Here is a 15,357-nt window from a genome sequence, read left to right as displayed (position 1 = left end):
TTCCGGGGAGGAGCTGCAATGAAAGGCGTTGGGACCGACATCGGCACGATCCATTTCGTCGGCATCGGCGGCATCGGCATGTCCGGGATCGCCGAGGTGATGCACAATCTCGGCTATGCCGTGCAGGGTTCGGACGTGGCCGAAGGCTATGCGATCGAGGGGCTGCGTTCCCGCGGTATCAAGGTGATGATCGGGCACGATGCCGCGAACGTCGAAGGGGCGGCGGTGGTGGTGGTCTCGACCGCGATCCGGCGCGAAAATCCCGAGGTTGCCTATGCCTATGAGCATCGCATTCCCGTCGTCCGCCGGGCAGAGATGCTGGCGGAGCTGATGCGGTTGAAGTCGACGATCGCGGTTGCGGGCACGCACGGCAAGACCACGACAACCTCCATGGTCGCTGCGCTGCTCGACGCCGGCGGGATCGACGCGACCGTGATCAACGGCGGCATCATCAACAGCTATGGTTCCAACGCGCGGCTGGGCGCATCCGACTGGATGGTGGTCGAGGCCGACGAAAGCGACGGCAGCTTTCTGCGCCTCGACGGCACGATCGCGGTGGTCACCAACATCGATCCCGAGCATCTCGACCATTACGGCGATTTCGACCGGGCCAAGGCCGCTTATCTGGAGTTCGTGCACAACGTGCCTTTCTATGGCGCAGCGGTGATGTGCCTCGACCATCCCGAAGTGCAGAACATCCTGCCGCTGATCCGCGACCGGCGCGTCGTGACGTACGGCTTTTCGGCGCAGGCGGACGTGCGCGCGACCTTCATTGCGCCCGAAGGCGGCGGCAATTGCTTTCATGTCGCGATCCGCGGCCGTGACGGCGAGGTGCGGGCGATCGAGGATGTGCGCCTGCCGATGCCGGGCAAGCACAATGTCCAGAACGCGCTGGCCGCGATTGCGGTGGCCGCCGAGTTGGGCGTCCCCGACGACGTGATCCGCGGCGGCTTTGCAAAATTCGGCGGCGTCAAAAGGCGCTTTACCAAGGTGGGCGAAGTGGGCGGCGCCACGATCATCGACGATTACGGCCACCACCCGGTCGAGATCCGCGCCGTGCTCGCCGCCGCGCGGGAGGCGGCGCAGGGGCGGGTGATCGCGGTCTGCCAGCCGCACCGTTATTCGCGCCTGTCGAACCTGCTGACCGAGTTCGAGACCGCGTTCAACGACGCCGACGCGGTGTACGTGACCCCGGTCTATGCTGCCGGCGAAGCGCCGATCGAAGGTGTGGATTCCGCCGCACTGGTCGCGGGCCTGAAGGCACGCGGCCACCGGGCGGCGGCGGAAATCGGCGATGCCGCTTCGCTGGCGCGCGAGCTGGCGGGCATGGCGCAGCCGGGCGATCTGGTCGTGTGCCTGGGAGCGGGCGACATCACCAAATGGGCGGCCGGCCTCGCCGACGCGATGCGGAAGGAGGCGGCATGATGGTCGCCACCCCGCTCGTCCCGAGCGAAGTCGAGGGGCGCATGTCCCGAAGCCCGGAGCCGCGCCCCTCGACTGCGCTCGGGACGAGCGAGCCTAAAGGGAAGCTCACTCCCAATGCCCCCCTCGCGCCCCTCGTCTGGTTCAAGTCCGGCGGTGCGGCCGAGTGGCTGTTCGAGCCGAAGGACGTCGACGATCTCTCCTCCTTCCTCGCCGATCTCGATCCGGCGGTGCCGGTGATGGCGCTGGGCCTCGGCTCGAACATGATCGTGCGCGACGGCGGCGTGCCGGGCGTGGTCGTGCGGCTCGGCAAGGCGTTCGCGAAGGTGGAGGTGCTGGACGCGACGACGCTGCGCTGCGGCGGCGGCGCAAGCGGCATCCTCGTCTCCTCGACCGCGCGTGACGCGGGCGTGGGCGGCATCGAGTTTCTGCGCTCGATCCCGGGCACGGTGGGCGGCTTCGTGCGGATGAACGGCGGTGCCTATGGCCGCGAGGTGAAGGACATTCTGCTCGAATGCGACGTCGTGCTGTGCTCCGGCGAGCGCCGCACGCTGCCGCTGGATGCGCTCGGCTATACCTATCGGCATTCCGAGCTGCCGGACGGCGCTGTGGTCGTCAGCGCCACGTTCCGCGGTCACCCGGCCCAGCCTGTCGCGATCCAGGCCGAAATGGACCGCATCGCCGCCTCACGCGAGGCGACGCAGCCGCTCAGGTCCAAGACCGGCGGCTCGACCTTCAAGAATCCGCCCGGCACCCGGGCCTGGAAGGAAATCGATGAGGCGGGCTGTCGGGGTCTCAGGATGGGAGACGCGCAAGTCTCTGAAAAGCATTGCAACTTTTTGCTTAATCTGGGCAAGGCGACGAGCGCCGAGATCGAGGCACTGGGCGAGGATGTCCGCGCGCGGGTGAAGGCGCATTCGGGGATCGAGCTGGAATGGGAGATTCAGCGCGTGGGGGTTGAGGCGTGAGCTTGCACATCCTGGTCCTGATGGGCGGCTGGTCGGCCGAGCGCGAAGTGTCGCTGATGTCGGGCGCCGGCGTGGCCGACGCGCTCGAAAGCCTCGGCTATCGCGTGACGCGGCTGGATATGGGCCACGACGTCGCCGCGCGGATCGCGGAGGCGAAGCCCGACCTCGTCTTCAACGCGCTGCACGGCACGCCGGGCGAGGATGGGTCGGTGCAGGGCATGCTCGATCTGATGGGCGTCAAATACACCCATTCGGGCATGGTCACCTCGGTCATCGCGGTCGACAAGCAGCTGACCAAGCAGGCGCTCGTCCCCCATGGCATCCGCATGCCGGGCGGCCACGTGGTGAAGTCCGAAAGCCTGTATTACGGCGACCCGCTCGCCCGGCCCTATGTGCTGAAGCCGGTCAATGAAGGCTCGTCGGTCGGCGTGGCGATCGTGACTGCGGAGGGCAATTACGGCGAGCCGATCGGCCGCGACGTGAAGGGGCCCTGGCAGGATTTCGACGAGCTGCTGGCCGAGCCCTTCATCCGCGGGCGCGAGCTGACCACCGCGGTGCTGGGCGGTCATGCGCTGGGAGTCACCGAGCTGAAGCCCAAGAGCGGCTTCTATGATTATGACGCCAAATATACCGCGGGACTGACCGAGCATGTCTGCCCGGCCAACATTCCGCCGGCGGTGGCCGAGGCCTGCATGGAAATGGCGCTGAAGGCGCACAAATTGCTCGGCTGCAAGGGCGCGTCCCGTTCCGACTTTCGCTGGGACGACCAGAAGGGAGACGAAGGTCTCTATCTGCTCGAAGTGAACACCCAGCCCGGCATGACGCCGCTGAGCCTGGTGCCCGAACAGGGGCGGCTGGTGGGTCTGGACTATGTCCAATTGGTCGACGCGATCGTGAAGGAGGCGTTGGCCGATGGCTAGCGCCTCCGCCAAGATCCGCCGGGGGTCGTCCACGCGCGCTCCTGCGCGGCGCAAGCCGGCGGCAAAGAAGCCGGGGCTGTTCGCGCGCGCGTTCGGCGCCATTCCGGTCAGTCACGAAACGGTCCAGCGGACGGTCACCTGGGGTACGCTGGGCCTGGGCGCTGCGATCGGAATCGCCGTGCTGCAGGCGTTCGGCGTGCCGGCAATGGCAGGGACGGAAGTCGCGAATGTTTTCGGTCGCGCCGGTTTCGAAGTGAAGCGCGTCGATCTGCGCGGCATCAAGAACATGGACCGGCTGACCGTGTACGCGATCGCGTTCGACCAGCATTCGATGGCGATGCCGCTGGTCGACCTGGATGCGGTCCGCGCCAAGCTGCTGCGCTATGGCTGGGTGCAGGACGCGCGCGTGTCGCGGCGCCTGCCCGACACGCTGGTCGTCGACATCATCGAGCGCAAACCGGCCGCGGTCTGGCAGAATCAGGGGCGGCTGCGGCTGATCGACGCGAGCGGCGTGGTGCTGGAGGATGTGACCGCAGCACCCAGCGCGGACCTGCCATTGCTGATCGGCCCCGATGCCAACACCCACGCCGGAGAACTTGCCCAGCTGCTCGCCAAGGCGCCGGCCCTGAAGCCGGTGATCGCCGGCGCGACGTGGATCGGCGAGCGCCGCTGGGACCTGCGCTTCCAGTCCGGCGAGACGCTCTCCTTGCCCGAAGGACAGGATGAATCGGAACGCGCGCTGGTGCGTTTCGCCCGCATGGATACCGCACAAAGGCTTCTGGGAAGAGGATTTCTGAAGTTCGACATGCGCGATCCTACCCGTTTCGTCGCGCGCCTGGACCGCCAGGTCCGCGCAATCGACGGCAGCGCCGCGCAGCCCGCGCCGGCTCCCCCCGTCGCCGCCCAACCGCATCCCGGCCTCGAGAAAGTGAACGAGACGCTATGAGCAGGCGAGATTCCCGTGCCGCCGCCGCGCGCGGCGACAAGCTGATCACGGCGCTGGACATCGGATCGTGGAAAGTGTCCGCGCTGATCGCCGAGCGCGGCGAGGACGGCGCGCTGAACGTGCTCGGCACCGGGCAGCGCGAGAGTCGAGGCGTGCGCCGCGGCTATGTCGCCGACATGGGCGCGACCGAGCTTGCCGTGCGCGAGGCGGTCGAGCAGGCGGAACGGATCGCCGGCGTCAATATCGAGGATGTGTGGGTCGGCTTTTCGGCCGGCGGGCTCGCGAGCAACGTCGCCTCGGTCGAGGTGGAGCTGGGCGGCCACCGCATCGAGCAGGAGGATGTCGACCAGCTGCTGGCGGCCGGGCGCGATTCGGTCGATCCCGGCGGGCGGATGGTGCTGCACGCGCAGCCGACGCTCTACACGCTCGACGGGCTCACCGATGTGAAGGACCCGCGCGGCATGCACGCCGACCGGCTGGGCGTCGGCATCCACGTCGTCGCGGCGGAACCGTCGCCGGTGCGCAATCTCGATCTCTGCGTCCGCAGCGCGCATCTGGAAGTGAAGTCGATCATCGCCTCGCCCTTTGCGACGGGCATGGCGTGCCTGTCGGACGAGGAGCGGGAGCTCGGCATTGCGCTGGTGGAGCTCGGGGCAGGCGTGACCAACGTGTCGCTGTTCATCGGCGGCATGCTCGTGGACCTGGCGTCGATTCCGCTCGGGGCCGCCGACATCACCGACGACATCGCCGCTGCCTTTGGCACGCGCCGCGCCCAGGCCGAGCGGATGAAGTGCTTCTACGGCTCCGCGACGGCCACCCCGCGCGACAATCATGACATGATCGAGGTCGCGCCGATTTCCGCCGAGGAAGGGCAGGGCGAGCCCGCCCGGATCACCCGGGCGCAGTTGATCGGCGTCATTCGCCCGCGCCTCGACCAGATTTTCGGCGAGGTCGCCAAGGCGATGACCGAGCTCGGCTTCAGCCGCGGACGGCAGGTGGTGCTGACCGGCGGCGGCGCGGAGCTGAAAGGCATCGCCGATTACGCCCAGGGCCTGCTCGGCCGATCGGTGCGTGTCGGCCGTCCGCGCGGGCTGACCGGTCTGCCCGACGCGCACAGCGGACCCGCATTCGCGACGCTGGCCGGCCTGACCCGTTACGCCGCCTCCGATCCGATCGACCTGCGCCTGCTGCAAGCCGGGCGGGAGCAGACGGTGGTCAAATCGTCCGGACCGGCACTGATCCAGCGGCTGGTGACAGCCTTCCGGACAAACCTGTGAATAAAATTGTGGGCCGTTAACTTTGGTATCGATTTGGCGAATCCGTTGATTCATAAGCCCCTTGTGGGGGCGAGCGCTTCGCCGGCGATTTGCGACGAGGAGTCAATCACATGAGCATCGAATTCATCCCGCCCGAGGTGGACGAGCTGAAGCCGCGCATCAGCGTGATCGGCGTCGGCGGCGCGGGCGGCAACGCGATCGCGAACATGATCGCGTCGGACGTCCTAGGGGTCGACTTCATCGTCGCCAATACCGACGCGCAGGCGCTGAACGCCTCGCCGGCCGAAAGCCGTATCCAGCTGGGCCTGAAGATCACGCAAGGCCTGGGCGCCGGTTCGCGGCCCGAAATCGGGCGCGCGGCGGCCGAAGAGACGATCGACCAGGTCGAACGCTCCCTCGACGGCGCGCATATGTGCTTCATCACTGCCGGCATGGGCGGCGGCACCGGCACCGGCGCGGCCCCGGTGATCGCCAAGGCGGCGCGTGAGCGCGGCATCCTGACCGTCGGCGTTGTCACCAAGCCGTTCAGCTTCGAAGGCTCGCGCCGGATGAAGTCGGCCGAGGCCGGCATTGCCGAGCTGCAGAAGCATGTCGACACGCTGATCGTCATCCCGAACCAGAATCTGTTCCTGATCGCCAACCCGAACACGACCTTCAAGGAAGCGTTCCAGATGGCCGACCAGGTGCTGCAGCAGGGTGTGCGCAGCATCACCGACCTGATGGTCATGCCCGGCCTGATCAACCTCGACTTCGCCGACGTCCGTTCGGTGATGGGCGAGATGGGCAAGGCGATGATGGGCACCGGCGAAGCGTCCGGCGACAATCGCGCGATCGAGGCCGCCGAAAAGGCGATAGCCAACCCGCTGCTCGACGGCGTCAGCATGAAGGGCGCCAAGGGCGTCATCATCTCGATCGTCGGCGGCGAGGACATGCGCCTGATGGAGGTCGACGAGGCCGCCAACCACATCAAGGAACTGGTCGATCCGGACGCGAACATCATCTGGGGTTCGGCCTTTAACAACGATTTGGAAGGCAAGATCCGCGTCTCCGTCGTCGCGACCGGTATCGAGGCGGAAGTCAGCGAAAAGCCTGAGCCTGCGCGCGTCTTTTCCTTCCCCGGCAAGAAGGCCGATGCGGAACCGCGCCCGTTCGTGATGCCGACAGTGGCAAAGCCGGTCGAGCCGGCGCCGGTGGCCGCGCCGGAACCGGTCGCCGAAACCGCGCCCGAGCCGGAACTGAAGGTCGAACCCCCGGTCGCCGAGGACGAGCCGCTGACGCTCGATGCGCCGATCGAAGAGACGGCGTCGGATGAGCTGCTGCTCGACGCGCCGGAGCCGGAGCCCGAGCCGCTGATCGACGAGGACCTGACCGGCGGTCGCCGCTGGTTCGGCGGCGCGAAGGCCGAAGCCAAGCCAGAGCCGGCGCCGGCCGCGCGTCAGGGCGGTGGCACGCTGTTCGAGCGCATGTCGTCGATCGCCCGCGGCAACGCCAAGGCGCCGACGAATGAGGACGATTCGGGCAACGATCCGCTCGACATCCCGCGCTTCCTGAATCGGCAGAATAATCAGTAACATGGCTTCCTCTCCCTTGAGGGGAGAGGAGCAGCGGAGCTTGATCGCGAAGCGGCTTGGCGGAGCTAGGAGAGGGTGGTTGGGTTTGTGCCACAGCCCCCTCTCCCCGCTCAGGCCCGCAGGCCTGAGTCGCCCTCTCCCCTTCAGGGAGAGGGAGTTTTCATTCATCGCCCATCCGCAACGCTCCGGCGCGCGCGGGCCCATGTTCACATTGCTCTAAGCCTTTGCGCGGCATCTATGGGCGTATCGTGATCCGAAAGCTTATCCGTTCGACCGCCCCGGGGCTGGCCGCATTGCTGCTTGCGTCTGCGTCGGTCGTGTCCGCCCAATCCGCCGCCGAGCGTCCGGCCGACCGGCTGTCGCGCTATCTGCACGAGCTTGCCGCCGATCCGACCAGCCTGCCGGCGCTGATCGGCGCCGGCCAGGCCGCGCTGGACGTGGGTGACGGCAACGCCGCGCTCGGCTTCTTCGCGCGCGCCGACGAACGATCGCCGCGCAATGGGCAGATCAAGGCGGGCCTCGCCCGCGCGCTGCTGATGGTGGACAATCCGCGCGAGGCGCTGAAGATGTTTGACGCGGCGCGCTCGGCCGGGGTTCCCGAGGCTGAAATCGCCGGCGACCGCGGCCTTGCCTATGACCTGCGCGGCGACACGCGCAAGGCGCAGCACGATTACGCGCTGGCGCTGACGCGTGGCCCGAACGATGAAATCACGAAGCGCTATGCACTGTCGCTGGGCATCAGCGGCGATCGCGAGCAGGCGCTGAAGCTGATCGACCCGTTGCTCTACAAGCGCGACCAGGGCGCCTGGCGCGCGCGCGCATTTGTCTTGGCGCTGACAGGGGACCTGCCGGGCGCGAGCCGAATCGTCCACCAGGTAATGCCGGAGCGCATGGCCGAGACAATGGACCCGTTCCTGTCGAAGCTGACGGCGCTGAACGCGGCGCAGAAGGCAGCAGCTGTCCATCTGGGCGAAATGCCGGCGGATGTCCGGATGGCTGCGGCAAAGCCGATCCCTCAGCCGACGTCCGCGCCCACCTTTTACGCGCCGGCGCCCGCGGCCGCGGCAAGTGCGCCGGTCGAACCTGAATCGCGCGCGTCCCGTCATCGGCCGGGCGCGACGGCACTGCTCGCCTCGCCGCCGCCAGCCAAGGCAGGCCGGGTGAAGGGCAAGCCGTCGCCCGCACCGACACCGACTCCGGCGCCGAGCCCCACGCCAACGCCGCCACCACCGCCCCCGCCCACGCAGGTTGCGCAAACGGACGAATCGCCTGCGCCGGCTCCGGCCGCGACGATACGGCCGGCCGACCGCGGCAATCTCGACGCGATCATGCGTGACATTCGAAGCGAGGCCCGCAAGCAGCCGGCGCGCAGCTCAGCGCCGGTCAGGCTCGCGCAGGCGACGCCGAAGCCGAGCCCGACGCCAACGCCGCGCGCGACAGGCAAAAAGGACGAGCCGGACGCCAAGAAGAAGGCGGCTGCGTCGGACGAGGAGTGCAAGCCGGTCCCCCGGAAGGGCAAGCACTCTGCCAAAAAGGCCGCTTGCGAGCCGGTTACCGCAAAGGCGACGAAGGAAGCCGCGGCCAAGAAGAAGGCCGAACCGAAAAACCCTGCCCGCATCTGGGTTCAGGTCGCCGGCGGTGCGAACGAGGACGCGCTGCCCAAGGAATGGGCGCGCGTGACCGGCAAGGCGCCGGAGCTGAAGCGCAAAGGGCCCTGGACGGCGAAGAACCGCGCCACCAACCGCTTGCTCGCCGGGCCGTACAAGGACGACGACGAAGCGCAGGCTGCGGTCGCGAAATTGCGCAAGGCGGGCATCGGCGCCTTCCAATGGCATAGCGACGCGGGCGAAGCCGTCGAGAAGATCGGGGGCAAATGAGGGGGCTGAGCCCCTGGGCCTGCGATCCGGCCAGGAGCCGCGGGCGCCTCTATCCCGAAGAACGCACCGCATTGCGCGGCCCGCGAGACGAGTATCAGCGCGACCGCGATCGGGTGATCCACTCGATCCCGTTCCGGCGGCTCAGGCACAAGACCCAGGTGTTCATCGCGCCCGACGGGGACCATTTCCGCGTGCGGCTGACGCACAGCCTGGAGGTTGCCCAGATCGGCCGCACGATCGCGCGCGCGCTCGGCCTCAACGAGGATCTGACTGAGGCGCTGTGCCTGGCGCACGATATCGGCCACCCGCCGTTCGGTCATTCCGGCGAGGACGCGCTGAAGGCTGCGACCGCGCACGCCGGCGGCTTCGATCACAATGCCCACACGCTGCGCGTGCTGATGCGGATCGAGAAACCCTATCCGCGCTTCGACGGGCTGAACCTCACCTGGGAGACGCTTGAAGGGCTCGCCAAGCATAATGGGCCGGTCGACCATCCGACCTGGGCCATGGCGGACGCGAATGCGGCCTTTCCGCTGGACCTGGGCAGCTGGCCCTCGCTGGAAGCACAGGTCGCGGCGGTGGCGGACGACATCGCCTATGACAATCACGATATCGACGATGGCCTGCGCGCCGGCCTGCTCGACCGCGAGCAGATCCTGTCGGTGCCGCTGGTCGCGCGCGGGTGGCGCGCTGCGCAGGAGCGCTATCCGGATATTTCGGAGCGGCGGCTGCTGTCGGAGCTGGTGCGGTCGCAGATCGGCCTGATGGTCAACGATCTGATCGCGGAGACCCGTCGCCGCATCCGCGAGACCGGCGTCGAGACGGTCGAGGATGTCCGCGCGGCCGGGCAGGCGCTGGTCGGCTTCAGCCACGCGATGCGCGCCGAGGAGCGCGAACTGAAGCGGTTCATGTACCGCGAGCTCTATCATCACGAACGCCAGCTTGAGGCGGCCAGGGCAGCGGGCACGATCATCGCCGGCCTGTTCGACGCCTATGCCTCGGAGCCATCCCGTCTTCCCGAGGGCTGGCGCGAAACCCTGCCCGGCGACGAGCCCGAACGCAGCCGCCACATCGCCGACTTCATCGCCGGCATGACGGACCGCTACGCCATCGCCCGCTACCGCGAATTGGTCGGCGAACTGGAGCTGCCCGAGGGCTTTTAGGCGAACACGCGCCGACGCCGGCGGAACCCGGCGCCTGCCATCGCAAAGCCGGCGATCATCATCGCCCAGGTCGCCGGTTCCGGCACGCGCGCGTCCGGCAACGTGTGATCATGGATCGGCAGCTGCGATGCGAGCAGCGTCTCGACGCTGTGGCCGCCGCGTTCGCCATAGGTGATGCCGTTGCCCCAATCGACAATGGTGCGTCCGCGCAGGTCGGGAAGCGCGAAATTGGTCTGGCCATTGCCGCCGAAGGTGGTGCCGAGGATCGAGAACAGCGCCTGGTTCTGGTTGATCGGCAGCAGTTGGCCGGCCGCAGGCACATAGCCCTGCGGCGCCAGGTCGGACGCGCTCGCGACGATTTCGCCCAGGTAAGGATCGGTCGTGTCGACGAAGCCGCCGTCGCGGGCCGGGAAGATGCCTTGCAGCGCGATATAGTAATTGAGCGCGAGCGAGGGCTGCTCGTTGTCGAACGGCTGGCTGCCGCCGGCCGGATCGACCTGGATCGCGCCGCCGTCATGATCGTGCGCCGGCATTTCGGCGAGGGTCAGCGCGTGACTCTCCGTGCCGAAGACCGACCCCGCCACAATGCCGTTGCCGCTGCCGACGATCGCGCGGCCGCGCAGGTCCGGCAGCGCGAAGGTCGTCTGCCCGTCGCCGCCATAGGTGGTGCCGATCAGGTTGAACAACGTGTCGAAATCCTGGATTCTCACCAGCCGCCCGTCCGCCGGCAGCCAGCCGTTCGGCGCGAAGTTGCCGCCGAATGCGGACACCTCGCCGATAAAGGCGTTGCCGGCCTGGAAGAGGCCGCCGGTCGCGATCATGTAGGTCATCGCCAGCGACGGCTGCATGTTGTCGAATGGCTGGCTGCCGCCGGTCACGCCGGTCTGTCCGGGCGGCACGTTGATGCCGTGCGCATGCGCGGGCATCTGCGCGATCGAGAGCGTGACGGTGGACGCGCCGGCTTGCTCGCCGAGCACACGGTTGCTCAGGCCCGGGCCTTGCCCCGCGCCGATGATCGAGCGGCCGCGCAGGTCCGGCAGCGCGAAGGTGGTCTGCCCGTTTCCGCCATAGGTGGTGCCGAGCAGCGAGAACAACGCGGTGTTCTGCGAGATCGGAAGAATCTGGCCCTGCGTCAGGGCGCCGCCGTCCGTCGCAAAATTGCCGCTGAACGTGCGCAGCATGGCCAGCGTCTGCTGCGCGGCAGAGTTTTGGTCGGTGGTGTCCGCGCGCGACGGGAAGATGCCTTGCAGCGAGATCAGCTGGGTCAGGCCGAGGTAATTCTGATAATTATCGAACGGCAGTCCCTGGCCGGCGGTGCCGGTGACGGCGGCGAGTCCCGGAGCGGAAAGGCCGAGCGTTGCGCCGGCGATCAGCGAAACGAAAACAGCTTTCATGACAACCCCCTTGGCGCCAAGAGCGTCCGCGCTGCTTACCAGAATGCGGCCATGGAGTCGAAGAAAATGGCGTCAGGACGTCACCTTCGACCGGGGGCTTCATTGTGCCGGTTCGATCCATTAAGAGCCCGGCCTTCCAAGCCGAACCGGGACCGACATTGACTCTGCACGCTCGCTTTACTGCCGCGATCAACGCGGTGCTCGACGATCTCGCTTCCGAAGGGGCCCTGCCCGGCGGCCTCGCGCGAAGCGGCCTGACCGTCGAGCCCCCGCGCGATCCGGCGCACGGCGACCTGGCGACCAATGCGGCGATGGTGCTGGCCAAGCCGGCAGGCACCAATCCGCGCGCCCTGGCGGAGCAGATCGTCGCCAAGCTGAAGGCGCTGCCCGAAGTCTCGGGCGCGGAAATCGCCGGTCCCGGATTCATCAATCTGCGGCTGACCGATGGCACCTGGCGCGACGAGCTTCGCGCGATCCATGCGGACGCCGGCGATTACGGCCGGTCGAGCGTCGGCGCGGGCAAGAAAGTGAATGTCGAATACGTCTCCGCCAACCCGACCGGACCGATGCACATGGGCCATTGCCGGGGCGCGGTGGTCGGCGACGCGCTTGCCTCGCTGCTCCAATATGCGGGTCATGAGGTCGTCCGCGAATATTATGTCAACGATGCCGGCGGACAGGTCGACGTGCTCGCCCGCTCCGCGCACCTGCGCTACCGCGAGGCGCTGGGCGAGGATATCGGCGAGATTCCGGAAGGGCTTTACCCCGGCGATTATCTGAAGCCGGTCGGCGCCGCTCTGGCGCAGGAATTCGGGTCGCGCTTTGTCGACGCGCCCGAAAGCGAATGGCTCGTGCTGTTCCGCGAACGGGCGGTCGCGGCGATGATCGCGCTGATCAAGGCCGATCTCGCGCTGCTGGGCATCCATCACGACCTGTTTGCATCGGAAGCCGAGGTGCAGGCGGCGGGCAAGCCGGAAGCGGCCGAGCAATGGCTGCGCGCGCACGATCTCGTCTATGACGGTTTCCTCGAAGCGCCGAAGGGGGAGACGCCGGAGGATTGGGAGCCGGTCGAGCTGCCGCTGTTCCGCTCAACCAAATTCGGCGACGACCAGGACCGGCCGATCCGCAAGTCCGATGGCAGCTGGACCTATTTCGGCGCCGACATGGCGTATCATTTCCAGAAAGCCCAGGGCGTCGACGCGATGATCGACATCTGGGGCGCCGACCATGCCGGCACCGTCAAGCGGATCAAGGCGGCGGTCGCCGCGCTGACCGAGAACAAGGTGCAGTTCGACGTCAAGCTGATCCAGATGGTGCGGCTGCTGCGTGGCGGCGAGCCGGTCAAGATGTCGAAGCGCGCCGGCAATTTCGTGACGCTCGCGGACGTGGTGCGCGAAGTCGGCAAGGACGTGGTCCGCTTCACGATGCTGACGCGCAAGGCCGACGCGCAGATGGATTTCGACTTTGCCAAGGTGGTCGAGGCGTCGAAGGACAATCCGGTCTTCTACGTGCAATACGCCCACGCCCGCATCCGCTCGATCGCGCGGCGGATCCGGGAGGCGGGGATCGATTGCACCCGCGCGCCCGATCTCGACCGGCTCGATGCCGAGGAGCTGGCGCTGGTCAAGCTCGCCGCCCAATTCCCGCGCGTGGTCGAAAGCGCGGCGGCGGCGCGAGAGCCACACCGGATCGCCTTCTACCTTTATGACCTGGCGGCGGCGTTCCACGCCTTCTTCAACATGGGCAATGACCGGCCGGATCGTCGCGTGCTGGTGGCGGATGATCCCGCGACCACCTGCGCGCGGCTTTATCTGGTCGACGGGATCGGGCAGATCATCCGCAACGGCCTCGCCATCATGGGGGTGACGGCGGTCGAGGAGATGCATTGACGTGGCCCAAGCGCATGACCCTTACGCGCTGTCCGACGAGGATCGGCTGCCCTGGCTGGAGCCGGTCGACGAAGTGGTGGAAGAGCGGGGCGGCGTCTCGTTCGGCTGGGTGGTGCCGCTGCTGGGTTTGCTGCTGCTCGCCGCGGTCGTGATCGGCGCGATCTATTGGTGGCAGCATCGTGAGATTGCGCCGTCGGGCTCGGGCGAGCTGATCCAGGCGCCGAAGGAGCCGTACAAGATCCGGCCGGAGGAGGAAGGCGGCACCAAGTTCGAAGGCCAGGGCGACGTGGTTTACAAGACGAGCCAGGGCCAGCAGGTGGAAGGCAGCCTCGACCTGAACGCGATTCCGGAGACGCCGGTCACCCGCGCGCCTGCCGCAAGAGCGACACCACAGCCGAAGGCCGGCAAGAGCGCGACCGCCGCTGTCGAGGACAGCAGCGAGAAACTGACCGCCAAGGCACCGCCCGCGCCAGTCGCGGCCGAAGCACCGACCGGCGCGACGATGCAGCTCGGCGCCTTCCCCAGCGAAGCGAGCGCGAAGAAGAAGGGCGAGGCAATGGCAAAGCGCTTCGCCTATCTGACGGACTTGGACCGGACGATCATGAAGGCGGAAGTGAACGGCCACACCTATTACCGCCTCCGCGTCACCGCCACTTCCGCAGCCCAGGCCAAGGACGTCTGTGCAAGGCTGAAAGTTGCCGGGGAGAATTGTCTTGTCGTGCAATAAGCTCCTCCTCGGAACGGGGAGGGGGACCATCGGCATAGCCGATGGTGGAGGGGCCGAGGGGGTGGACCGACGCTCCGATCCCTCCACCACTCGCTTCGCGAGCGGTCCCCCTCCCCGTTCCGGGGAGGAATAATGAAACCCGTCATCTTCGGCCTCTCGGGCCTCGAGCTCACGCCCGACGAACGCGCTTTCTTCAGGGACGCCGATCCCGCCGGCTATATCCTGTTCAAACGCAATTGCGGCGATCGGGCCCAACTGCGCGCGCTCACCGAGTCGCTTCGCGATCTGCACGCGCGCGACGACCTTCTGATCATGATCGACCAGGAAGGCGGGCGCGTCGCACGGATGCAGCCGCCCGAATGGCCGGCCTTCCCGCCGGGGGCCGTATTCGATGCGCTTTACGAAAAGGCGCCGATCTCCGCGATCGAAGCGGCGCGCGCCAATGCCGAGGCGATCGGGCTGACCTTGAGCGAGGCCGGCGTCACCGTGGACGCGCTGCCGCTGCTCGACGTGCGACAGGAAGGCGCGAACGACGTGATCGGCGACCGTGCCTATGGTCACGAGCCGATGCGCGTTGCGGCGATCGGCCGCGCGGTGATCGAAGGACTGCAGGCAGGCGGCGTCACCGGCATCGTCAAGCACATGCCCGGCCATGGCCGCGTGCTGGTCGACAGCCACAAGGCGCTGCCGATCGTCGATGCGAGCGAGGAAGAGCTGGAAACCGATCTGCGTCCGTTCCGGCAGCTCGCCTGGGCCCCGATCGGCATGACAGCGCACATCGTCTACACGGCATGGGACGATGCACGGCCGGGCACGCTCTCCGCCTATATGGTCGAGAAGATCATCCGGGAGCGGATCGGCTTCGACGGCCTGCTGATGACCGACGACATCGACATGAAGGCGCTGTCCGGCACACCTGCGGAAAAGGCGTGCGGCGCGATCGAAGCGGGCGTCGACCTGGTGCTCGATTGCTGGGCGCGCATGGACGAAATGGTCGCGATCGCGAAGGTGCTGCCGGAGGCGGGGGAGCGGACGCTGGAGCGGCTGGACAAGGCGCTGGCGTTCCGGAAGACGCCGCAGCCGGCGCGGTTCGCGGAGGTCGTGAGGAAGCGGGACGAGCTGCTGGCGCTGGCCTAACTCCTCCCCGGAACGGGGAGGGGGACCATCGGCGTAGCCGATGGTGGAGGGGTCGAGAGGCTGGAC

General features: G+C 67.7%; 12 protein-coding genes. 11 read left to right on the top strand and 1 reads right to left on the bottom strand.

Features of this window, described 5'->3' with window-relative positions; all coding sequences use genetic code 11:
• The first annotated feature begins 18 nt into the window (after nucleotides 1-18).
• The 8 genes from murC to SCH01S_RS08030 all read left to right on the top strand — a co-directional run bounded on the left by murC (nucleotide 19) and on the right by SCH01S_RS08030 (nucleotide 10,144).
• The gene (gene murC / locus SCH01S_RS08070; RefSeq protein WP_046348291.1) at nucleotides 19-1,425 is read left to right on the top strand and encodes a UDP-N-acetylmuramate--L-alanine ligase; all 1,407 of its coding nucleotides are present in this window, start codon (nucleotides 19-21) and stop codon (nucleotides 1,423-1,425) included.
• Nucleotides 1,426-1,466: 41 nt separating this feature from the next.
• Nucleotides 1,467-2,390 carry a UDP-N-acetylmuramate dehydrogenase gene (gene murB / locus SCH01S_RS08065; protein ID WP_046348293.1) on the top strand — a complete coding sequence of 308 codons (924 nt, stop codon included), beginning with the start codon at nucleotides 1,467-1,469 and terminating at the stop codon, nucleotides 2,388-2,390.
• Between the two features lie 2 nt (nucleotides 2,391-2,392).
• Entirely contained in the window at nucleotides 2,393-3,310 is a 918-nt protein-coding gene (locus SCH01S_RS08060; RefSeq protein ID WP_046348290.1) for a D-alanine--D-alanine ligase, read from the top strand.
• Nucleotides 3,303-4,256 carry a cell division protein FtsQ/DivIB gene (locus SCH01S_RS08055; RefSeq protein ID WP_046348289.1) on the top strand — a complete coding sequence of 318 codons (954 nt, stop codon included), beginning with the start codon at nucleotides 3,303-3,305 and terminating at the stop codon, nucleotides 4,254-4,256. The genes SCH01S_RS08060 and SCH01S_RS08055 overlap by 8 nt, the downstream gene beginning before the upstream one ends.
• Complete coding sequence (ftsA, locus tag SCH01S_RS08050; RefSeq protein WP_046348288.1) at nucleotides 4,253-5,533, top strand: cell division protein FtsA; 1,281 nt, start codon at nucleotides 4,253-4,255, stop codon at nucleotides 5,531-5,533. The genes SCH01S_RS08055 and ftsA overlap by 4 nt, the downstream gene beginning before the upstream one ends.
• 110 nt (nucleotides 5,534-5,643) lie before the next feature.
• Entirely contained in the window at nucleotides 5,644-7,104 is a 1,461-nt protein-coding gene (gene ftsZ, locus SCH01S_RS08045) for a cell division protein FtsZ (protein WP_046348287.1), read from the top strand.
• Nucleotides 7,105-7,352: 248 nt separating this feature from the next.
• Complete coding sequence (locus SCH01S_RS08035) at nucleotides 7,353-8,981, top strand: SPOR domain-containing protein (protein ID WP_157032860.1); 1,629 nt, start codon at nucleotides 7,353-7,355, stop codon at nucleotides 8,979-8,981.
• Complete coding sequence (locus SCH01S_RS08030; RefSeq protein ID WP_046348284.1) at nucleotides 8,978-10,144, top strand: deoxyguanosinetriphosphate triphosphohydrolase; 1,167 nt, start codon at nucleotides 8,978-8,980, stop codon at nucleotides 10,142-10,144. Before SCH01S_RS08035 ends, SCH01S_RS08030 begins: the two co-directional genes overlap by 4 nt.
• On the opposite strand, the gene SCH01S_RS17130 is transcribed toward SCH01S_RS08030, so the two are convergent.
• A complete protein-coding gene (locus SCH01S_RS17130) occupies nucleotides 10,141-11,538 on the bottom strand; it encodes a tail fiber protein (protein WP_084689464.1) in 1,398 nt (465 codons plus the stop codon). The two genes, SCH01S_RS08030 and SCH01S_RS17130, sit on opposite strands and share 4 nt — an antisense overlap.
• Nucleotides 11,539-11,696: 158 nt before the next feature.
• Between SCH01S_RS17130 and argS the strand changes: the two genes are divergently transcribed.
• From argS to nagZ, 3 genes are all read left to right on the top strand, one after another.
• Nucleotides 11,697-13,427, top strand: coding sequence for an arginine--tRNA ligase (gene argS, locus SCH01S_RS08020; protein ID WP_046348283.1), 1,731 nt, complete (start codon nucleotides 11,697-11,699; stop codon nucleotides 13,425-13,427).
• Between the two features lies 1 nt (nucleotide 13,428).
• Complete coding sequence (locus tag SCH01S_RS08015; protein WP_046348282.1) at nucleotides 13,429-14,154, top strand: SPOR domain-containing protein; 726 nt, start codon at nucleotides 13,429-13,431, stop codon at nucleotides 14,152-14,154.
• A gap of 132 nt (nucleotides 14,155-14,286) precedes the next feature.
• Nucleotides 14,287-15,291, top strand: coding sequence for a beta-N-acetylhexosaminidase (nagZ, locus tag SCH01S_RS08010; RefSeq protein ID WP_046348281.1), 1,005 nt, complete (start codon nucleotides 14,287-14,289; stop codon nucleotides 15,289-15,291).
• The last annotated feature ends 66 nt before the right edge of the window (nucleotides 15,292-15,357 follow it).

The sequence above is a fragment of the Sphingomonas changbaiensis NBRC 104936 genome (assembly GCF_000974765.1).
In the GTDB taxonomy this organism is placed as follows: domain Bacteria; phylum Pseudomonadota; class Alphaproteobacteria; order Sphingomonadales; family Sphingomonadaceae; genus Sphingomonas_B; species Sphingomonas_B changbaiensis.
Note: the sequence above shows the minus strand (reverse complement) of the source record. Positions and strands in the feature narration are given on the sequence as shown.

Bases quoted from the DNA above. Each gene is read 5' to 3' on its own strand.
- murC (WP_046348291.1), top strand. From the start codon at position 19: ATGAAAGGCGTTGGGACCGACATCGGCACGATCCATTTCGTCGGCATC.
- murB (WP_046348293.1), top strand. From the start codon at position 1,467: ATGTCCCGAAGCCCGGAGCCGCGCCCCTCGACTGCGCTCGGGACGAGC.
- SCH01S_RS08055 (WP_046348289.1), top strand. From the start codon at position 3,303: ATGGCTAGCGCCTCCGCCAAGATCCGCCGGGGGTCGTCCACGCGCGCT.
- ftsA (WP_046348288.1), top strand. From the start codon at position 4,253: ATGAGCAGGCGAGATTCCCGTGCCGCCGCCGCGCGCGGCGACAAGCTG.
- ftsZ (WP_046348287.1), top strand. From the start codon at position 5,644: ATGAGCATCGAATTCATCCCGCCCGAGGTGGACGAGCTGAAGCCGCGC.
- SCH01S_RS08030 (WP_046348284.1), top strand. From the start codon at position 8,978: ATGAGGGGGCTGAGCCCCTGGGCCTGCGATCCGGCCAGGAGCCGCGGG.
- SCH01S_RS17130 (WP_084689464.1), bottom strand. From the start codon at position 11,538: ATGAAAGCTGTTTTCGTTTCGCTGATCGCCGGCGCAACGCTCGGCCTT.
- nagZ (WP_046348281.1), top strand. From the start codon at position 14,287: ATGAAACCCGTCATCTTCGGCCTCTCGGGCCTCGAGCTCACGCCCGAC.